The organism is Streptomyces sp. TRM70350 (genome assembly GCF_019219825.1).
Taxonomy (GTDB): domain Bacteria; phylum Actinomycetota; class Actinomycetes; order Streptomycetales; family Streptomycetaceae; genus Streptomyces.
Genome location: NZ_JAHUXH010000001.1, coordinates 455771 through 474795, shown reverse-complemented (window position 1 = coordinate 474795; position 19025 = coordinate 455771). Strand labels below are relative to the sequence as shown.

Annotated in this window: 16 protein-coding genes and 4 pseudogenes; 10 read left to right on the top strand and 10 right to left on the bottom strand. The window is 72.5% G+C overall.

Annotated elements, in window-relative coordinates:
* Positions 1-4: 4 nt before the first annotated feature.
* Positions 5-1186 carry a CapA family protein gene (locus KWI83_RS02165; RefSeq protein ID WP_218512485.1) on the bottom strand — a complete coding sequence of 394 codons (1182 nt, stop codon included), beginning with the start codon at positions 1184-1186 and terminating at the stop codon, positions 5-7.
* Between the two features lie 213 nt (positions 1187-1399).
* On the opposite strand from KWI83_RS02165, the gene KWI83_RS02160 reads away from it, so the two are divergent.
* The 4 genes from KWI83_RS02160 to KWI83_RS02145 all read left to right on the top strand — a co-directional run bounded on the left by KWI83_RS02160 (position 1400) and on the right by KWI83_RS02145 (position 4789).
* Entirely contained in the window at positions 1400-1945 is a 546-nt protein-coding gene (locus tag KWI83_RS02160; RefSeq protein ID WP_218512484.1) for a sigma-70 family RNA polymerase sigma factor, read from the top strand.
* Between the two features lie 146 nt (positions 1946-2091).
* Positions 2092-2607 carry a hypothetical protein gene (locus tag KWI83_RS02155; RefSeq protein WP_218512483.1) on the top strand — a complete coding sequence of 172 codons (516 nt, stop codon included), beginning with the start codon at positions 2092-2094 and terminating at the stop codon, positions 2605-2607.
* A gap of 208 nt (positions 2608-2815) precedes the next feature.
* The gene (locus KWI83_RS02150; RefSeq protein ID WP_218512482.1) at positions 2816-3469 is read left to right on the top strand and encodes a zf-HC2 domain-containing protein; all 654 of its coding nucleotides are present in this window, start codon (positions 2816-2818) and stop codon (positions 3467-3469) included.
* A gap of 138 nt (positions 3470-3607) precedes the next feature.
* Positions 3608-4789 carry a PP2C family protein-serine/threonine phosphatase gene (locus tag KWI83_RS02145; RefSeq protein ID WP_218512481.1) on the top strand — a complete coding sequence of 394 codons (1182 nt, stop codon included), beginning with the start codon at positions 3608-3610 and terminating at the stop codon, positions 4787-4789.
* A gap of 4 nt (positions 4790-4793) precedes the next feature.
* Here KWI83_RS02145 and KWI83_RS02140 read toward each other — a convergent pair whose 3' ends face one another.
* The 3 genes from KWI83_RS02140 to KWI83_RS02130 form a co-directional block, all read right to left on the bottom strand.
* Complete coding sequence (locus KWI83_RS02140) at positions 4794-5657, bottom strand: Fpg/Nei family DNA glycosylase (protein WP_218512480.1); 864 nt, start codon at positions 5655-5657, stop codon at positions 4794-4796.
* A gap of 62 nt (positions 5658-5719) precedes the next feature.
* A complete protein-coding gene (locus tag KWI83_RS02135) occupies positions 5720-7798 on the bottom strand; it encodes a SpoIIE family protein phosphatase (RefSeq protein WP_218512479.1) in 2079 nt (692 codons plus the stop codon).
* 40 nt (positions 7799-7838) lie between these two features.
* Positions 7839-8759, bottom strand: coding sequence for a DUF6777 domain-containing protein (locus tag KWI83_RS02130; RefSeq protein WP_218512478.1), 921 nt, complete (start codon positions 8757-8759; stop codon positions 7839-7841).
* 377 nt (positions 8760-9136) lie between these two features.
* On the opposite strand from KWI83_RS02130, the gene KWI83_RS02125 reads away from it, so the two are divergent.
* Positions 9137-10558, top strand: coding sequence for a lipase maturation factor family protein (locus tag KWI83_RS02125; protein WP_218512477.1), 1422 nt, complete (start codon positions 9137-9139; stop codon positions 10556-10558).
* Here KWI83_RS02125 and KWI83_RS02120 read toward each other — a convergent pair.
* Positions 10546-10839 (bottom strand): annotated as a pseudogene (locus tag KWI83_RS02120) (amidohydrolase); the annotation flags it as partial. The gene KWI83_RS02125 and the pseudogene KWI83_RS02120 overlap by 13 nt on opposite strands.
* 142 nt (positions 10840-10981) lie before the next feature.
* Positions 10982-11684 (bottom strand): annotated as a pseudogene (locus KWI83_RS02115) (enolase C-terminal domain-like protein); the annotation flags it as partial.
* 2 nt (positions 11685-11686) lie between these two features.
* Between KWI83_RS02115 and KWI83_RS38060 the strand changes: the two are divergent.
* The 3 genes and pseudogenes from KWI83_RS38060 to KWI83_RS02100 all read left to right on the top strand — a co-directional run.
* Positions 11687-11821: pseudogene (locus KWI83_RS38060) on the top strand (GntR family transcriptional regulator); the annotation flags it as partial.
* 353 nt (positions 11822-12174) lie between these two features.
* Positions 12175-12288: pseudogene (locus tag KWI83_RS02105) on the top strand (LacI family transcriptional regulator); the annotation flags it as partial.
* Between the two features lie 89 nt (positions 12289-12377).
* Positions 12378-13724 (top strand): amidase, encoded by a 1347-nt coding sequence (locus KWI83_RS02100; protein WP_218512476.1) that lies wholly within the window; start codon positions 12378-12380, stop codon positions 13722-13724.
* A 36-nt stretch (positions 13725-13760) separates the two neighbouring features.
* Here the strand turns inward: KWI83_RS02100 and KWI83_RS02095 are convergent, their stop codons facing one another.
* The gene (locus KWI83_RS02095) at positions 13761-14243 is read right to left on the bottom strand and encodes a GNAT family N-acetyltransferase (protein WP_218512475.1); all 483 of its coding nucleotides are present in this window, start codon (positions 14241-14243) and stop codon (positions 13761-13763) included.
* Positions 14244-14297: 54 nt separating this feature from the next.
* Positions 14298-14471, bottom strand: coding sequence for a hypothetical protein (locus KWI83_RS02090; protein WP_107082809.1), 174 nt, complete (start codon positions 14469-14471; stop codon positions 14298-14300).
* A gap of 475 nt (positions 14472-14946) precedes the next feature.
* Here KWI83_RS02090 and KWI83_RS38055 point away from each other — a divergent pair, with 475 nt between their 5' ends.
* Positions 14947-15471: an inositol oxygenase gene (locus KWI83_RS38055; RefSeq protein WP_256361612.1), complete on the top strand. Its 525-nt coding sequence runs from the start codon at positions 14947-14949 to the stop codon at positions 15469-15471.
* Positions 15472-15599: 128 nt separating this feature from the next.
* The gene (locus KWI83_RS02080) at positions 15600-15773 is read left to right on the top strand and encodes a hypothetical protein (protein ID WP_218512474.1); all 174 of its coding nucleotides are present in this window, start codon (positions 15600-15602) and stop codon (positions 15771-15773) included.
* Between the two features lie 7 nt (positions 15774-15780).
* On the opposite strand, the gene KWI83_RS02075 is transcribed toward KWI83_RS02080, so the two are convergent.
* Entirely contained in the window at positions 15781-17256 is a 1476-nt protein-coding gene (locus tag KWI83_RS02075; protein ID WP_218512473.1) for an SDR family oxidoreductase, read from the bottom strand.
* Between the two features lie 109 nt (positions 17257-17365).
* A complete protein-coding gene (locus KWI83_RS02070; protein WP_218512472.1) occupies positions 17366-18706 on the bottom strand; it encodes a wax ester/triacylglycerol synthase family O-acyltransferase in 1341 nt (446 codons plus the stop codon).
* Between the last annotated feature and the right edge of the window lie 319 nt (positions 18707-19025).

Below are 19025 nucleotides of genomic sequence, written 5' to 3'. Positions count from 1 at the left end.
CCCCCTACTCCCCCATCACCAGCCCGTGCTGTGCCGCGCCCCGGCTGAGGACGACCCGCTGGATGCGGTCGCGCACACCGGCCACGTCGGCGCCCTGGGCGAGGGCGGTGTTGAGGTTGATCACCCGGCCGGCGTCGATGTCGAACAACTGCGGAATGAACTCGGCCTTCCGCACCTCCCAGCGGCCGCCGGGACGGGCGGGCGGGGCGAAGGTGAAGCGGCCGATCGTGGACTGGTTGGCGCGCGGGTCCGGGGCGCCTCGGTAGTTGGTCATCTCGCCGGCGATCTGGTCGCCCATGCCGTAGACAACCCAGGTGCCGTTGACCTTCTCGTACGCCTGCGGGACATGGGCGTGGGTGCCGAGGATCAGGTCGATGTCGGGGCGGCCGCCGGTGGCGGCGGCGGTGAGCGTCCGGGCCAGGGACAGTTGCCGCCGGTCGGGCTCCTCCTGCCATGCGGTGCCCCAGTGCAGGGAGACGACGACCACGTCGGCGCCCGCCTGCCGGGCGGCCCGGGCGTCGGCGAGGATCCGGCCCTCGTCGATCAGGTTGACGGCCCAGGGCTGCCCGGCGGGGAGCGGGTGACCTTCCGTGCCGAAGGTGTAGGCGAGGTGGGCGACCCGCGCCGTGCCCGCGGGCAGGATCGTGACCGTGCCCGCCTCCTCCTCGGTGCGCGCCGACCCGGCGTGCCGGACGCCGGCCCGGTCGAGGGCGTCCAGGGTGCGGCGGATGCCCCGGGCGCCGTCGTCGAGGCTGTGTTCGGAGGCGGTGGAGCAGCCGTCGTAGCCGGTGTCGGCGAGGCCCTGGGCGATCTCCGGCGGGGAGGTGAACTCGGCTTGGCCGGAGTAGTCGCCGTTCTCGCCGTACACCGTCTCCATATGGCACAGCGCCAGGTCGGCGCCGGAGACCACGGGTGCCACGGCGGCGAACATGGGCCGGAAGTCATGGCCCACGCCGCCCGCGTCGAAGCGGGCCTGCTCGTTGACGGAGGTGTGCGGCAGGACGTCGCCGGAGGCGACCAGGGTGAAGGCGCGGGGACCGGCGGTGACGGCGGTGGCCGCGGTGGCGGCCTGCGGGCCCGTGCGGGCGATGGACTCCTCGTCGCGGGCCTGGCAGGCGGCAGCCGCGGCGAGCAGAGCTGTCAGGGCCAGGGCCACCTGTCGACTGCGTGCGATGCGTACGATCATCAGCTCACCCCAGGTGTGGTCGTACTTACCCACAAATAGGTACGAAGCTGAACACAGTCGCAAACAGCCCCAGGGGCCCCTTTAACCCGTCCGCGCCGCGCGAGCGGGCGAGGCGGACCGTTCGTCGTACCGTTCGCCGACGCGTTCGACCGTCCGTCGCACCACCGTGTGCGCTCCCTGTCCTGAAACCGCACCCTGCGATGCCATACGGCCATGACGGCCGGAACCACCATCACCAGCGGGACGACCGCCGAGCACGAGCTCGCCGCGCTCCAGCGGGAGCACGGCCGACCGCTCTTCGCGCTGCTGCTCAGGCTCTGCGACGGCGACCGGCAGCGCGCCGAGGACCTGGTCCAGGAGACCCTCGTGCGCGCCTGGCAACACCCCGAGGCGCTGCGCGCCGACGCCTTCGAGTCCGTACGGCCCTGGCTGCTGACCGTGGGCCGGCGGCTCGCGATCGACGCCCGACGGGCCCGCCAGGCGCGCCCGCCCGAGGTCGGCGACGCGATCCTGGAGAACGCGCGCGTGTGCGCCGATCACGCGGAACGGTCGGCCGCCACCGTCGACGTCCGCGAGGCTGTGAAGACACTCACGCCGGAACACCGTGAAGTTCTGGTGCTGGTGTACTTCCAGGGGGCGACTGTGGCGGAAGCGGCGCAGGCCCTGGGCATCCCGCCCGGTACCGTGAAGTCCCGCGCGTACTACGCGCTGCGCGCCCTGCGCCGGGTGCTTCCGGGATACGCGGCCGACCTGCGGTGAAACCAACCGCCGAGTCAAACCTCCGTAAAGCGCCTTGCTGAGGACCCCGGTTGAGTAATCGGCTGTCCTCATCCGTGTTCCGGATCGGGCCGGAGCCCACGGACCCGGGTCGGGCGATGCGCACCACCGGAGGAAGGCAGGAAGGGATGCAGCACAGAGGTCACCAGAGCAGGGGCGGCACCGGTGGCGGTGAACTCGCCGTCCCCATGGCCTGGTTGTACGCCGAGTACATCGCCGACGAACTGCTGCGGACCGGCGACCTGATGCCGCCGACGTCCTTCGAGTTCCGCGCCGGGCGGGACGCCCTGGCGCTGACCATCTTCCTGTCCGACACCGACGGTGAGCTGTCCGGCATCCGGGTCGTCTCCCAGCTGGAGACCTGGCTGTCGCTGACGGCGTACGACCAGCCGTGGCAGGACTGGGTACGGGAGCGGATGGCGCAGGTGGCCACCGAGGCGGCTCAGTCCGGCGGCCCCGCGCCGGACCTGGAGCTGGCGGAGGCCGCCTGGCGCTGGCTGCAGGAGACCGAGCTGCTCGCGCCCGACCTGAACGCGGTCCCGGGCGGCGGTCCGCTGGTGGGCGAGGACGACGGACCGAAGGTGTGGACGCCGGCGTGGCAGCTGGGGCTGCCGCTGGGGCACCTGGCCATCCACCTCTTCTAGATCCTTCCGGGACTCGCCCTCCGGATCCTTCTGGCTCGTCCTCCGGATCCTTCCGGGATGCGTCGGGAATCCGACCAATCCTCGGGGTGGGCCGCTCCGAATCCCTTGGTTGCGATTCTGTAGACGGCTTGAGTGATTCCGCGGCCTGGTGCGTACCGGTGGGAGCAAGGAGTGACACCACCCGCACCCAACGGCACGAGGATTCGGCATGAGGTCCCTGGAGAGGCATCGCGACGTCGGCGCGTACGCGCTCGGCGTGCTGGACGAGGCGGACGCCTTCCGTTTCGAGGACCACCTCATGGAGTGCCCTCAGTGCTCCCTGCGGGTCACCGAATTCGGCCCCACCGCACGGCAGTTGATGCTCTACCGGCGGGCCACCCCGCGCTCGGTGCACCCCATGGCGGGGCCCGGGCCGCGGCTGCTGGACCGGCTGCTGGGCGAGGTCGCGGCGCGGCGTCGGGCCGGGCGCCGGCTGCGGCTGTTCGCGGTGGCCGTCGCGGTGGTGTGCGCCGTGGCCGGACCCGCGATCGCGATCGTGGCCGAGCGCGGGGAGCAGGCGGTGAGCATCTCGGCGACCGACGAGCGCTCGGGTGTGTGGGCGCAGGTCACGACCGAGGACGCGCCCTGGGGCAGCAAGGTGGTGCTGGAGGTCAAGGACGCGGCCGGGCCCCGGGCCTGCCGACTGGTCGTGATCGGCGGCGACGGCTCGGAGGAGACGGCGACCAACTGGACCGTCCCCCGGCACGACGCCCGCCCCAACACCATGCAGGGCGCCACCGCCCTGCACCCCGACCAGATCGACCGCTACGAGGTGCGCACGACGGCCGGGGAGCGGCTGGTGACACTGGACCCCCATGAGTGACCGCTCACCCTTCCGGCGGTGCCCTCGCCCCCTCGTTGCCCCCGCCCGCCCCGGTCACCGAGCACACCCCGGGCGGCGGTGTGAGACTGCTGAACGACGCGACCCGACCGCGGCGCGGTCCCGACGAGGGGAGACGAGGTGACGACGGCGGACCCGGGCGAGGGCCGACTGGAGGAGTTCCTCGCCGATCCGGACAACGCGGCGCTCGACCTGTCCACCGCCGTGGCCCGCTGCTCCAAGGCGCTCGGCCTGCAGCACTCCGTGGTCTACCTCGCCGACCTCCAGCAGCGCCAGCTGGTCCCGCTGACCGACGTCACCTCCGCGCTGCCCGTCGACGGCTCCCTCGCGGGCTGGACCTACCGCACCCAGTCCCTGCGCGTGGCGGAGTCCGAGACCGGCGGCATGACGGCGTGGCTCCCGCTGCTGGACGGGGCGGAGCGGCTCGGCGTGCTCGCGGTGCACTGCCCGGTGCTCAGCCCCGCCTCGCTGCGCAGCAGCCGGGCCCTCGCCGCCCTGCTGGCCATGATGCTCACGTCCGTGCGGGCGTACAGGGAGTCCTTCGTACGACGGACCCGCACCGAACCGATGCAGTTGCCCGCCGAGATGCTGCGCGCCTTTCTGCCGCCCCGCACGATCGGCACCGCGCACGTCATCTCCACGGCAGTGCTGGAGCCCGCCTACGAACTCGGCGGCGACGCCTTCGACCACGCCCTCACGGAAACCACGCTGCACGCCGCGGTCCTCGACGCCATGGGCCACAACCTGGCATCGGGGCTGACCACGGCCGTGTCGCTGGCCGCCTGCCGCAACGCCCGGCGCACCGGCGCCGATCTGCCGGAGCTGGTGCAGAGCGTGGACGACGCACTGGCCCAGTGGCTGCCGGACCAGTTCTGCACCGGCGTGCTCGCCCAGCTGGACCTGGCGAGCGGCGTGCTGCGCTGGGTCAACTGCGGGCATCCGGCGCCCCTGCTGATCCGCGACCAGCGACTGCTCGTCGACGCGCTGGAGCGGGAGGCCGATCCGCCGATGGGGGTGCCGTCGCTGCTGGCCGAGCGGGGGCGGAAGGTGCACGAGGTCGCGCTGCAGCCCGGTGACCGGGTGCTGCTGTACACCGACGGGGTCACCGAGGCGCGGACCCGGGACGGCGAGCAGTTCGGTCTGGAGCGGTTCGCCGACTATGTCATCCGGGCCACCGCCGCGGGCGAGCTGGCGCCGGAGACGCTGCGCAAGCTGATCCACTCGATCCTCGACGCCCAGCCGGGCCGGCTTCAGGACGACGCGACGATCCTGCTGGTCGAGTGGTGGCCGCCGACCCGCTGAACGGTCACTTGAGCAGCCGGGACAGCCTGCGGTCGGCGAGCGGCTTGCCGCCGGTCTGGCAGGTCGGGCAGTACTGCAGTGAGGAGTCGCTGTAGGAGACCTCGCGGATGGTGTCGCCGCACACCGGGCAGGGCTCGCCGGTGCGGCCGTGCACGCGCAGGCCGCTCTTCTTCTCGGCCTTCAGCCGTCCGGCCGCCAGGCCCCGCGAGCGTTCGACGGCCTCCGTGAGCGTGGTGCGCAGAGCCTCATACAGTCTTCGGGTCTCGTCGGGGGTGAGGGACGCGGCCAGTTTGAACGGGGACATCTTCGCGGCGTGCAGGATCTCGTCGCTGTAGGCGTTGCCGACGCCGGCGATCAGGCTCTGGTCGCGCAGGACGCCCTTGAGCTGCCGGCGTTCGCCCTGGAGCAGGGCGGCGAAGCGGGCCTCGTCGAAGTCGTCGGCGAGCGGGTCGGGGCCGAGCCGGGCGACTCCGGGCACCTGCCGCGAATCGGGCACGACGTACACCGCGAGCCGCTTCTGCGTGCCGGCCTCGGTGAGGTCGAAGCCCGCGCCGGTCTCCAGGGCCACGCGCAGCGCCAGGGGGCCCTTGCCGGGGCGGGGCGGGCCGTCGGGGAGGCGGTCCTTCCACTGGAGCCAGCCCGCGCGGGCCAGGTGGGTCACCAGATGCGGGCCACCGTCCGTCTCGACGTCCAGGAACTTGCCGTACCGGTGCACGGCCACGACCTGACGGCCCTCGACGGCGGAGAGCGGTGGGTCGTACGTCTTCAGCACACTGATCGCGACCGGCAGCACGCGCACGATCTCGTGACCGACCAGGTTGTCGGTCAGGAAGTCCTTGAGCGCTTCGACCTCGGGCAGTTCCGGCATACGTCCAGAGTGCCATCCGGGACCGACACTGCCGGCGGGGCCCCGGGCAGGGCATCGGGGGTTCAGTCCCGGTCGGGCACGACGAACTCGCACCACACGCACTTGCCGCCGCCCCGCGCCTCCACGCCCCACACGTCCGTGAGCAGGTCGACGAGGAGCAGACCGCGGCCGGAGACGCCGCAGTCACCGGCCTCGCGGCGGCGGGGCAGGGCGCTGGAGGAGTCCTCGACCTCGACGCGCAGTCGGCGGTCGGTGTCGGTCAGCACCCGCAGGGTGACGATCGCGGCGCCCTCGGTGTGCATCAGGGCGTTGGTGATCAGCTCGTCGGCGACGAGTTCGACCTCGTCGGAGCGGTCGGCGGCGCCCCAGGCGCGCACGGCGGCGCGGATCATGTGCCGGGCCTGCCTCAGCGCCTCCGGGTCGCCGGGCGCGACGTGCTGCTGGAGGCGGCCGCCGCTCTGCGGGGCGTCCACGCCGCGGCGGCGCAGCAGGAGCAGCGCCACGTCGTCGTCGCCGCCGCGCTCCTCGGCCACGTCGATGAGCAGGTCGGCGAGTTTCCACACGTCCTGCGGGCCGGAGGCGACGAGCGCGGTGAGGACCTTCATGCCGTCGTCTAGGTCGGCGCCGGGCTGCTCGACCAGGCCGTCGGTGCACAGGATCAGCGTGTGCCCGGGGTCGAGCTCGATGGTGCCGACGGGATAGGCCAGGCGCCCGAACTCGGCGGACAGACCGAGCGGCAGGCCGCCCTGGAGGGGAACGCGGCGGCAACTTCCGTCGGGGGTCCGGATCAGGGGATCGATATGGCCGGCCCGGACGACCTGGACGACTCCGGTGGCGAGGTCGGCCTCGGCGTACAGGCAGGTCGCGAAGCGGTCGGTGTCCAGTTCGTGCAGGAAGACGGAGGCCCGGGCCATCACCGTGGCCGGGGTGTGGCCCTCGGCGGCGTAGGCGCGCAGGACGATACGGAGCTGGCCCATCACGGCCGCGGCGTGCGTGTCGTGGCCCTGGACGTCGCCGATGACCGCGCCGACCCGGCCGCCCGGCAGCGGGATCAGGTCGTACCAGTCGCCGCCGATGTCCCGGCCGAGGGAGGCCGAACGGTAGCGGACGGCGACGTCGGCGCCCCGCACGCTGGGGATGGTGCGCGGCAGCATGGCCTGCTGCAGGCCACTGGCGAGGTCCTTCTCCTGCTCGTAGAACATCGCGCGTTGCAGGCTCTGCGCGATGCTGCTGCCGAGGGCGACCAGGATGTCGCGTTCCTCGGTCGTGAAGCCGTGGCGGTCGTTGTAGAGCAGGCCCATCGCGCCGATGGGACGGGCCTGGACGATGAGCGGCAGGTAGGCGGCCGAGGTGATGTCGAGGTCGGTGATGTGCGGCCACAGGATCGGGTAGCCCTCGGCGAACTCCTCCGGGGACTCGATGAAGCGCGGGCTGAGCGTGCGGACGACCTCGCTCATCGGATACGGCTCGTCGATGCGGGTGATCAGGGTGCCGGGTACGAAGCTGCCCTCCGGACCTTCGGCGACCAGCCGGATGCGCCCGGCCTCGACCAGGCCCATGACCAGGCTGGTCGCGCCCAGATGGGTGACACCGTGGGTGTCCTTCAGGACGTCGATGACGTCCTGAACGGTGCGGGCGTTGGCGAGGGCGGCCGTGATGAGCTGCACGACGTTGGTCTGCTCCCGGCGACCGGCCAGGTTCCAGGCGGTCTGGTCGCGACGCGCCACCGACTCGTTGAGCTCGCGGGTGGCGTCCCGGACGATGCCGATGATCCGGCGCGGGCGGCCGGACTCGTCGCGGCGGATGTAGCCCTGGGTGTGGGTCCAGCGCAGGGTGCCGTCGCGGCGGCGGATGCGGAAGTAGGCGCCGTAGTTCTCGCTGCCGTCCTTGATGGCCTGGGTCACCAGGCTGTCCAGGCGCCGCCCCTCGGCCGGCGGGACGCGCACGGTCAGGGACTCCGGGCGGCCGTCGTATTCGCCGGGGCGCAGGTCGAAGACCTCGTGGGCCTGGGCGTCCATGTGGAACAGACCGTTGTCCAGGTCCCAGTCGAAGCTGCCCATCTGGTTGAGCGCCAGGATCGGGTCCGGGTGGGCGGGCCAGTCGTCCGGGAGTGACAGGGCGCTCGCTCCCCGATCAACCATGGGCCCACCTTGCCAGGATTCGACCGATTCTTCGACCGGATCAGCTCAGGTTCTTTGGCTGAATTCCTTCGTCGGCGGTCTCGGGGGCGTCCGGGGCGTCCGTGTCATCCGGATGAGTGCGCCGCCGTCGGGCAGGCCGGGGGTCTCCGGGACGGTCTCGGGGCCGATCTCGGCGGAGGGGTCCAGGGGGCTCCGCGGGTTCTGGCAGGGTCGGCTCGCCGGGCAGCGAGGGGGCCGTGCTGCCCGCCTCCGGCACAAGGAGCGGGGTGTCGCTGTCCACCACCGGCGTGGCCGTCTCGGTCGCGGGCTCCTCCAGCGCCGGGGCCGCGTCCTCGCCGCCCTCCGCCATGGATGCGCCGTCACTCGGGAGGCCGCCGGACTCGGTCACCTGCGGCTGCGCGCGCGACGGGTTCGGCCGGTCCGGCTGCCCCTGCGGCTTCGGTACGACCTTGTCGTGGCGGACGTCGTGCCCGATCCGCCGCTCGATCCAGGTGTGGTCGACGACGTCGACGAGGGTGATGTCGGTGATCACCTGGGGCGCCGGAGTCACCACGATCACCTCGGTGGGCCGGTACCCGACCCATGCCCGGCCGCTGCTGCCCGGCGTGCCCCGCAGGGCGACGGGTGCGCCGAGCGGGTTGCCGCAGGCGCAGCGGACGCGGCGGACGCCCCGGTCGTCCACGAGCACGGCGGTGCCCGCCTGGAGGACCGACTGGCGGTCGGTGGCGCGGCCGTCGCTGTATCCGTACGGGGTGACCCGGGTGTCGGCGCGCAGTTCGGCCGAGGTGAGCCCGCGCAGACAGCCCGGGACGGACTCCGGGGAGACGCCGATGGCCCCGGCGAAGGCGTTCGCCCTGCCCCGGTCGGCGGTGAGCAGGCGGATCTGGCGGTCGACGTCACAGCTGCCGGCCCGTGCCCTGCCGCCGTAGAGACCGGGCGTCCGGCCGGAGTAGGAGCGCACGCCGGTGAGGGTCGCCGGGGCGGTGACGCCGGGACCCGAGCGGGCCGCCGGGTCCGGCTGCGGCGTTCGGGTGACGGCGGCCGGGGTGGCCGAGGAGACGGCCGAGGAGTCCGTGAAGGGGTCCGGGCCCTGGTCCTTGACCGGCTCGGCGACGAGCAGGGCCGCGAGAGGGCGCAGGCCGTGACGAAGGTCCCGGTGGGTATGCGCACCACGTTCTCCCGCCTCGCCCGCCTCGCCCGCCTCGCCATGAGCATTTCGACACTATTGTCTGCTTCACTCTCTCGGGCCACGCGAACGGAGAGCACGACTACCAACAGTGACAGCAGGGCCGGAGCCCGGAGTGACGGCACCAGAATGAAGGAGAGGAGCGCACGACCGTGGAGTGGTTCACCGCACCCGACTACTGGCTGACCCGGCTGGTCTTCCAGCGGGCCCTGGCGGCCGTCTATCTGGTCGCGTTCCTGACGGCGGCCCTGCAGTTCCGGGCGCTGATCGGATCACGCGGCATGCTCCCGGTCCCGCACTACACCGCGGACGTGCCGTTCAAACGAGCCCCCAGCCTCTTCCAACTCCACTACTCCGACCGCTTCTTCGCGGTGTGCGCCTGGTCGGGCTGCGCGGTGTCGGCGGCGCTGCTGGCGGGCGTGGACTCGATGGTGCCGCTGTGGGCCGGGATGCTGCTGTGGGTGCTGCCCTGGCTGCTGTATCTGTCCATCGTCAACGTCGGCCAGACCTGGTACTCGTTCGGCTGGGAGTCCCTGCTCCTGGAGGTCGGCTTCCTCGCGATCCTCCTCGGCAACGACGAGGTGGCGCCGCCGATCGTGGTGCTGTTCCTGCTGCGCTGGATCCTGTTCCGGGTGGAGTTCGGCGCGGGCCTGATCAAACTGCGCGGCGACGCCTGCTGGCGCAAGCTGACCTGTCTGGACTACCACCACGAGACCCAGCCGATGCCGGGCCCGCTGAGCTGGTTCTTCCACCATCTCCCCCGGCCGCTGCACCGCGTGGAGGTGGCCGCCAACCACGTCACCCAACTCGTCGTGCCGTTTCTCCTCTTCGCCCCGCAGCCGATCGCCACGGCCGCCGCCGCGCTGATGATCGTCACCCAGCTGTGGCTGGTCCTGTCCGGCAACTTCTCCTGGCTGAACTGGATCACCATCGTGCTGGCCCTCTCGGCGATCCGGTTCCCCACCGACCCGCCGTCCGTCCCGGACGCCCCGCTCTGGTACGTGGTCGTGGTGCTGGCCGTGGCCGCGCTGATCGTGTTCCTCAGCTACCGCCCGGTCGCCAACATGGTCTCCCGCCGCCAGGTCATGAACCGCTCCTTCGACCCGCTCCACCTGGTCAACACCTACGGCGCCTTCGGCAGCGTCAGCCGGGTCCGCTACGAGGTGGTCATCGAGGGCACCGCCGACGCCGTACCGCGCGAGGACTCCGACTGGCGGGAGTACGAGTTCAAGGGCAAGCCCGGTGATCCACGGCACTGGCCGCGCCAGTTCGCGCCCTACCATCTGCGGCTGGACTGGCTGATGTGGTTCGCGGCGCTGTCCCCGGCCTACGCGGGCTCGTGGTTCGGCGCCCTCGTGGAACGTCTGCTGGAGAACGACCGCGACACCCTGAAGCTGCTGCGCCGCTCCCCGTTCCCGCCCGACGAGCCGCCGCGCTTCGTCCGCGCCCGCCTCTTCCGCTACCGGTACACGACCTGGCGGGAGCTGCGGGAGACGGGCGCGTGCTGGGACCGGACGTATGTGCGGGAGTATCTGCCGCCGACGCGGCTGGCGGAGACTGCTCAGAGGTCGTAGACGCGGGTGGCGGTGCCCCCGAAGACCGCCGCGCGGTCGCTCGGGCCGATACCGGCGATCAACTCCGCTGCCACGGCGAGCACGTCACCGTACGTCGCCGCCAGGGTGCACACCGGCCGGTCGGAGCCGAACATCAGCCGGTGCGGGCCGAAGGCGTCCAGGACGACATCGGCGTACGGGCGCAGGTCGTCGACGGTCCAGGTGGCGAGGTCGGCCTCGGTGACCAGGCCGGACAGCTTGCAGACGGTGTTGGACAGGGCGGCGAGGGCGCGTACGGCATGCCGAGGAGGGGCTTGCCGACCGTCGACGGGTCGAGGTCGAGGACGGCGCCCCGGGCTCCCCGCTCGGCCGGGAGTTCCGCGGTGGCGCGGCCGATGCCGGAGGCGCCGCCGGTCACCAGGGCCCTGATGCCCTCGAAGCCGGTCATGCCGCTTGCCCCTTCTTCTGTGTGTCGTCGCGGTCGGCGGCCCAGAAGGTGCCGTCGGGGAAGGTGTAGCGCGCGACGGACTCCGGCCGCATGGTGGCCGAGAAGCCGGGCGCGGTGGGTGCGAGGTAGTGGCCGTCCCGGATCCGGACCGGGTCGAGGAAGTGGTCGTGGAGATGGTCGACGTACTCGACGACCCGGTCGTCGGTGGTGCCGGAGACCGCTAGGTAGTCGAACATCGCCAGGTGCTGGACGAGTTCGCACAGGCCGACGCCTCCGGCGTGCGGGCAGACCGGGACGCCGAACCGGGCGGCGAGCAGCAGGATGGCGAGGTTCTCGTTGACGCCGCCGACGCGGGCCGCGTCGAGCTAGGAGGACGTCGATGGCGCCGACCTGGAGGAGCTGCTTGAAGACGATCCGGTTGTGCGCGTGTTCCCCGATGGCGACCTTGACCGGGGCGACGGCCCGGCGGATCGCGGCGTGACCGAGGACGTCGTCGGGGCTGGTGGGCTCCTCGATCCAGTAGGGGTCGAACTCGGCGAGGGCCTTGGTCCAGCGGATCGCCTCGTCGACGTCCCAGCGCTGGTTGGCGTCGATCGCCATGCGGACGTCCGGGCCGACGACCGCGCGGGCGGCCCGGCAGCGGCGGATGTCGTCGTCGAGGTCGGCGCCCACCTTCAGCTTGATCTGCCGGAAGCCGTCGGGGCGCCTTCGCCCGTACCCGCCGCGAACACGCCGCGACCCACCGCGCCCTGGCCGCCCGTGACCCGGAGGCGGCGAGGGCGGCGGCGGCCGTGCACGTGGGCGCGGTGGAGGAGTGGCTGCGCGCGCAACTCGGCCTCACCCGCCGCTCCGGCACGTTGATCCGCCAGCCCTCCCGCACCGCGTCGCCGATGCTCGCGCCGACCACGAGGGCGTGCCGGAAGCGGTGCACGCCCTCCCGGGTCCGGGAAGCGCGGGGCGCGCAGGAGGGAGACGCAGACCGTGGTGCACGTCGGGCGGGAGGGCGAGCTTGAGGAACTTCTCCGTCTCGTGCCAGTCCACCTCCGTGTCCAGCACCAGCCGCCGCTCCCCCGGCGGCAGCGACTGCACCTGGGTGACGCGCCACGCGCCGACGACAAGGCCCCGGTCGTCGATCTCGATCCGCAGCAGGCCGTTGTCCAGGACGTACCCGCCCTCCCCGCGCGGGCTGTTCGGCCGGAGGGCCACGCAGGAGCTGACCTCGCTGCTGGACGGCGGCCCGGCACGGACGGTGCCGGTGCCGCGGCTGATCGAGCGGGACAGCCCCGGGCCCTGCGGGGCGTGAGGAGGGCGGGGGCGTACGGGCGGGCGTCGGCTCTGCCAGGATGTCGGCCAGACCACGCACCACCCCGGCCACACGACCAAGGAGCGCCCGTGACCAACTGGGTCGGACGGACCGCCGTCGAGATCGCCGCCGCCGTGCAGGAGAAGCGGGTCACCCCCCGGGAGGTGGTGGCCGGGCATCTGGCGCGGATCCAGCAACTGGACGGGCGGATCGGGGCGTTCCGTGCCGTCCGGGCCGAGCGGGCGCTCGCCGAGGCCGACGAGGTGGGAGCGCGGGACGACCTGGCCGAACTGCCGCTCGCGGGCGTGCCCGTGGCCGTCAAGGACAATCTGGCCGTGCGGGGCGAGAGCACGCGGATCGGCTCCGCCGCGACGCCGGACGTACCCGCCGAGCAGGACCATGTCACCGTCGCCCGGCTGCGCTCGGCCGGTGCGGTCGTGGTGGGGCTGACCAACGTGCCGGAGTTGTGTGTGTTCGGTACGACCGAGGGGGTGCACGGCACCGCCCGCAATCCGTGGGACACGACGCGTACGGCGGGCGGTTCGTCCGGTGGCAGCGCGGCCGCCGTGGCGGCGGGCATGGTGCCGATCGCCCTCGGCAACGACGGGATGGGCTCCCTGCGCATACCGGCGGCCAACTGCGGTGTCGTCACCATCAAGCCGGGCCGCGGGGTGGTCCCGGCCGGCATCAGCGACGGCGACTGGTTCGGCATGTCCGAGAACGGACCGCTGGCGACGACCGTCGAGGACGCCCGGCTGATGCTGTCCGTCCTGGCCGGCACCGACGTTGTCGTACGGCAGGACGCGCCCGCCACCCGCCGCGTCGCCGTCTCGCTGCGCAGCCCCATCGCCGGCGTCACCGTCGGGAAGCCGTATACGACCGCCGCCCGGGAGGCCGCCGGGCTGCTCATCAAGGGCGGTCACCAGGTGCGGCGCGCCGACCCGCCGTATCCGGCCACCCTGAGCTTCGCCTCCCTCGCCCACTGGACGGCGGGTACCTGCGTCGACGCCCAGGGGCTCGACGTGCGGCTGCTGGCCCGGCGCACGCGGGTCCACGCGGCCGTCGGGCGGAGGTTCGTGCGGACGGTGCGCACCGGCACCGCCCGGGAGGAACTGCGGCGGCGCCTTGAGCCGTTCTTCGCCGAGTACGACGTGCTGCTGACGCCCGCGCTGGCGCGCCGCTCGCCCAAGGCCGGGCCCTGGCACGAGCGGGGCTGGCTGCGCAACGTGGCCGCCAACACCACCTACTCGCCGATGACGCCCCCGTGGAACCTCACCGGCTGGCCCGCGATGGCCGTGCCGTTCGGCACCCTGCCGTCGGGCGCCCCCTGCGCCGTACAACTCGTGGGGCGGCCCGGGTCGGAGGCGGAACTGCTGGAGCTGGCGGGCCAGTTGGAGAGCGCGCGGCCATGGCGGCGGACGGCGCCGCTGGAGTAGGGGGTCTCTGGACGGGCTCTTGAGGTCAGGGGCTCTCTAGAGGGTCTTGTGCATGATGTGCAGGCCCACCCTGCCGTGCTTGGGGTGGTCGTACGCGTCCGGCACCGTGCCCAGGATCGTGAAGCCGAGGGACGTCCACAGCTGTACGGCCGGGTTGGTCTCGACGACCGCGTTGAACACCATGGCCCGGTAGCCGTGGGCCTTGGCCTCGGTCAGGATGTGCTCGGCGAGGGTCCGGCCGATGCCACGGCCGGCCTGGTCGGGGTCGACCATGAAGCCCGCGTTGGCGACCCGGGCGGCCGGGCCGCCGTAGTTGGGAGTGAGGTAGGCGGAGCCGATGACGGCTCCGTCGTCGTCCTGGGCGACGTACACCCGCTTGGCCGGGCTCATCCACAGGGCGCGGGCCGCGTCCTCGGTGGTGTCCGGATCCCAGGCGTAGGTCTCGGCGGCGGCGACGATGCGGTGCCAGAACGGCCAGATGTGCGGCCAGTCGTCGGCCGTTGCTTCCCTGATCAGCATGGGCGTGAGTCTCGCACGCCCATGCGGTCGGCGATCGCGAAGGGCTCGTGCCGGTCAGTCCACGCTGGGCAGGATGTGCGGCTCGGCGAGGTCGTCCTCGTAGCCCGCCAGGCGGATCGGGGCGGACCGGGCCCACACGTCGAGGCTGCCGATCTCGCCGGGCCGGCGGCCCGCGCGCTCCGTGCGTTCCTTGGGGCGCTGTTCGCGATTCGTCTTCTCCGGTGTCACCGCGCACTCCTTATGTGTCGGGTCACCCTCGGGGCGCGCCGGCGGCCTGGGTCCGCTGCCCGACGCCCGTTCGGGTCTGACGTGGTGCTGTTGGACGCGGTGGCGTCGGTAACTTGCGTGAGAGCAGGCCGTTGTGCACCGGCTTGTCCCGGGACGGACGATGGGTGTGGGTAGGGACCCGTTGCTGCTTGTCCGTCAGGACCAGATTAACCAAATGAGCGGGGGCCCGCTCGATAGGGCTGAAAACTGCGGGTAACGATCGCGAGTCATCGCGTGTGCGACCAGGCGAATTCTGCGGGCATTTGTAACGAAATGGACCCATAGTGACTCACCCGACCGGTCTACCGCGGGGAGGCCCGCGACCGACCGCTGTCGTGGCGTCACGCAGTTCAGGTCCCGTTGGCCGATTCGCAAGCCTGCCATGGTCTGCTGGCGCGCACGGCAACGGCTTGTCCGGGGGGGGGAGGACTGACGCATGGAGCTGCGCAGTGTCGAAGAGCTGACGGATCTGCTGTACGCCTGCCGCGGCGCCTGGGCCACCCCTGAGGGCAGCGGCGACCCGGTCGACCTGCACGACCACGCGCTGCAGACGGCCGCGCTGCTGCGCCCAAGTCGCCCCGCCGACAAGGAACTCCAGGTCGCGGGCCTGGTGCACGACCTCGGGCATCTGCTGCGGCCCGGCGACGACGCGGGGCACGCGGACCACGCGGCGGACGCGGTCCAAAGGCTCCCCCGAAGCCCGACCGAGCGCAACCCCCGGCAGCCCACCCCGGAGCCTCGAACGATCGCCACCACCCGCAGCCGGCCCGGAGCCTCGGACGATCGCAACCCCCGGCAGCCGACCCGAAACCGCCAACCGACCACAGCCACCGGCAGCCGAGATGCAATCGCAGCTGATCGCACCCCCGGCCCCCGGCCCCAAACCGCCGACCGACCGCACACACCGGTGGCCAACACGGCGCTGGCGGCCGGGCCGCAGCCGGCCGGGAGACCTGGATGATCGTGGCGTCCGGTAGACAGGCGTGTCCGGCGGCCTGGTGGGATCATGGAGATGGCACCTGTCGCCCGGTACGCCTCGGCAGTCGGGCCGGGACGTTCCGGCAGGACGCCGTGAAGAAGGTGGCACACATGAGCGACACCACGCCGCCCCCGCGCCCCCGGCGCACCCCGGATCTCGGGGGCCTGTCCCGCACCGTCCTGTTCTTCGCCCTGGCCGTGAGCGCACTGCTGTTCGGCGTGGCCGCGCTGCTCATGGGCATCGCCTGGATGGACCTCGTCGAGAACACCCGCCAGAGCAGGTGAGCGCGGCTCACCACTTGCCGGGCGCGTAGTCCTTGAGGAAGACGCCGTACAGGTCCTCGCCCGCCTCGCCGCGCACGATCGGGTCGTAGACGCGGGCCGCGCCGTCGACCAGGTCGAGCGGGGCGTGGAAGCCCGCCTCGGCGAGGCGGACCTTGTCCGGGTGCGGGCGCTCGTCCGTGATCCAGCCGGTGTCGACGGCCGTCATCAGGATGCGGTCCTTTTCGAACATCTCCTGCGCGCTGGTCCGGGTGAGCATGTTCAGCGCGGCCTTGGCCATGTTCGTGTGCGGGTGCCCGGCGCCCTTGTAGCCGCGGGCGAAGACACCCTCCATCGCCGAGACGTTCACGACGTAGGTGCGGCGGGCCTGCGCGGCCGCCATCGCCGGGCGCAGGCGGCTGATCAGGATGAACGGCGCCGTCGAGTTGCAGAGCTGCACCTCCAGCAGCTCCACCGGCGTGACCTCCTCGACCGTCTGGATCCAGCTGTTGGTGTCGTGCAGGTCGGGCACCAGGCCACCCGCGTCGATCGCCGTACCGGCCGCGATGCGTTCCAGGGACGCCGAGCCCGACACCAGCGCCAGGTCCGTGACGTCCTGCGCGGTCAGCGCGCCGCCCCCGGCCACCGGCAGCGCGGCGACCGCGCCGGAGCCGAAGGTGCCGATCACCTCGGAGGCGGGCAGTTCACCGGCGGGCAGCGGGGCGGACTCGGCGGCGACCAGCTCGCTGTAGGCCTGCGGGGAGCGGCGTACCGTCTGCGCGGCGTTGTTGATCAGGATGTCCAGCGGGCCCTCGGCGGCCACCGAGTCGGCGAGCGCGACGACCTGGGCAGGGTCGCGCAGGTCGATGCCGACGATCTTCAGCCGGTGGATCCACTCGTCGCTGTCGGGCTGCGCCTTGAAGCGGCGGATGGCGTCGTTCGGGAACCGCGTGGTGATCGTGGTGTGCGCGCCGTCGCGCAGCAGCCGCAGCGCGATGTACATGCCGATCTTGGCGCGGCCGCCGGTGAGCAGCGCGCGCTTGCCGGTGAGGTCGGTGCGGGCGTCACGCCTGGCGCGGTTCTCGGCGGCGCACTTCTGGCAGAGCTGGTGGTAGAAGTAGTCGACCTCGACGTACCGCTGCTTGCAGATGTAGCAGGAGCGGGGACGCTGGAGTATCCCCGCGATCTGGCCCTCGGCGGTCCGCGACGAGGGCAGGATGCCCTCCGTTTCGTCGTCGATGCGCTGGGCGGAGCCGGTCGCCGTGGCCTCCGTGACCGCCTTGTCGTGGGCGGTCTTGGCGGCCCGGCGCTCCTGACGGCGGCGCTGCTTGACGGTGCGGTAGATGTGCGAGGTGGCCCGGCGCACCAGGATCGCGTCGGGGTGGTCGACGTCGAGCTTGTCGAGCTCCTCCAGCACGCTCAGGCAGACGGCGAGCCGCTCCGGGTCGATGCCGGGCCCGTACACCACCTCGTCCGTGGTCGCCGAGCTGTCCTCTGTCACCGTCATCGCCGCTGCCGTTTCCCTGAATCTCCGCCGTCGCGGCGCTGAAGGTCGCGTCCGCATTCGAACGGCAGATTTTACGGAGCGCCGGGCCGCACCACCAAACCCGTCATGATCAGGCCGCACAGGCCTTGATCAGCGTCTCCAGCTCGTCGGCCACCGCCTGGGCGAACCGGTCGAGGTCCGGTACGGCCGCCGCGTCGGCGACGAGCCCGTAGTGGACCCGCCCCCGGTACGTCGAGACGGCGACGGCGAGGGACTGGCCGGCGGCCAGCGGGGCGAAGGGGAACACCTCCGTGAGCTGGTTGCCGCCCAGCTTCAGGCCGAGGCCGGGCAGCGGCACGCTGGTGACCAGGATGTCGAACCACAGCCGCGCGGCCTGGCTGACCAGCGGGCCGCCGAGCCGGTGGCCGAGCGCCGGGACGTGGTCGGCGAGCAGCGCGACGGCACCCGCGCCCCGGTTGGGGCCGGCGTCCTTGTTGCGGTCCATGGCCGTGCGGACCGCGGCGAGGCGGGCGAGCGGGTCGGGGTCGTCGACCGGAAGCCGTATCAAGTAGCCCGACAGCCGGTTGCCCTGGGGGTGTGCGGTGCGCGGGCGGCGCTTGGAGACCGGGATCAGGGCGCGGGGTGCGACGCCGTCGCTGCCGTCGCCGCGTTCGTCGAGCCAGCCGCGCAGGGCGCCGGCGACGACGGCGATCAGGACGTCGTTCACGGTGCCGCCGACGGCCTTGCGGACGCGGTGGACGTCGTCGAGGTCGAGGACCACTCCGGCGGTACGGCGGGTTCCGGAGGGCTCGGAGGTCAGCGCCGGCGAGGAGCGCACGCCCAGGGTGGACAGGGCGACGGAGGCGCCGATGTCGAGGGCGCGGCCCATGTCGGACAGGGCGCCGCGCACCAGGCCGGGCAGTTTGCGCACGTCGGGCAGCTGGCGGCGGGTCGGCTCCACCCGGCGGGGGCGGGGCGCGGGCAGGTCCGTGGGGTCCAGGACCGCCGCCGCGAGGGTCAGGGCGCGCAGGCCGTCGGCGAGGGCGTGGTGGAACTTGAAGAGCACGGCGAACGACACGCCGTCCTCCCCGGGCAGCACATGGGCCTCCCACGGGGGCCGGCCGCGCTCCAGCGGACGCTCCATCAGGCGGCCCGCCACCGCCTGGAAATCGGCCGTCGGGGCGTGCAGCCGGACGTGGTCGAGCGGGTCGAAGTCCGGCGCGGGTTCACGGGCCGCGCCGCCGAAGGCCAGCGGCTGTCGCAGGTCCAGGGGCCGCCATACGTCCCGGATCCGCATCCGGAGCCCGGGCACGGCGGCGGCACGCGCGGCGAGCAGGTCGGCGGCGTGGGCGCCCGCGGCGGGCGAGTGGGACGTGAACACGCCGAGCGCCCCCAGATGCATGGGGTGCCGGTCGGACTCGATGTTCCAGAACGCCAGGTCAAGGGGAGCGAGCAGGTCGTCAGAAGTCAATGGCTTGCCTCGCGTCGACGACGGGTGGGCCAGCAGTCAATCGCCCACGCGCGATTACGGTCAAGTACGATCAGGCTACGCACAGTTAACAGCAGATTAAGTCCCGACGCATGCGAAAGCTGTGGGACTCACGGGGCTCATGTGACAGAAGTGGTCACGAACAAGGGGGCAGGGCGGCACGGAGACGTAAGGAGCGTCACACGAAGACGCGGCGGGCGCCACACGGGGCCTTCGGGGCGCGACAGGGGAATCTCCGGGGCGCGACACGGGCTCTGCCGCAGGCCACACGGAAACCGCCCGATCCGACACCGGGCCTTCC

What these genes read in the sequence shown, in the direction of transcription:
- KWI83_RS02160 (WP_218512484.1), top strand. Translation starts at nt 1,400, where the DNA reads ATGACGGCCGGAACCACCATCACCAGCGGGACGACCGCCGAGCACGAG.
- KWI83_RS02165 (WP_218512485.1), bottom strand. Translation starts at nt 1,186, where the DNA reads ATGATCGTACGCATCGCACGCAGTCGACAGGTGGCCCTGGCCCTGACA.
- KWI83_RS02095 (WP_218512475.1), bottom strand. Translation starts at nt 14,243, where the DNA reads ATGCTGATCAGGGAAGCAACGGCCGACGACTGGCCGCACATCTGGCCG.
- KWI83_RS02135 (WP_218512479.1), bottom strand. Translation starts at nt 7,798, where the DNA reads ATGGTTGATCGGGGAGCGAGCGCCCTGTCACTCCCGGACGACTGGCCC.
- KWI83_RS02140 (WP_218512480.1), bottom strand. Translation starts at nt 5,657, where the DNA reads ATGCCGGAACTGCCCGAGGTCGAAGCGCTCAAGGACTTCCTGACCGAC.
- KWI83_RS38055 (WP_256361612.1), top strand. Translation starts at nt 14,947, where the DNA reads ATGGAGCTGCGCAGTGTCGAAGAGCTGACGGATCTGCTGTACGCCTGC.
- KWI83_RS02155 (WP_218512483.1), top strand. Translation starts at nt 2,092, where the DNA reads ATGCAGCACAGAGGTCACCAGAGCAGGGGCGGCACCGGTGGCGGTGAA.
- KWI83_RS02075 (WP_218512473.1), bottom strand. Translation starts at nt 17,256, where the DNA reads ATGACGGTGACAGAGGACAGCTCGGCGACCACGGACGAGGTGGTGTAC.
- KWI83_RS02150 (WP_218512482.1), top strand. Translation starts at nt 2,816, where the DNA reads ATGAGGTCCCTGGAGAGGCATCGCGACGTCGGCGCGTACGCGCTCGGC.
- KWI83_RS02080 (WP_218512474.1), top strand. Translation starts at nt 15,600, where the DNA reads ATGAGCGACACCACGCCGCCCCCGCGCCCCCGGCGCACCCCGGATCTC.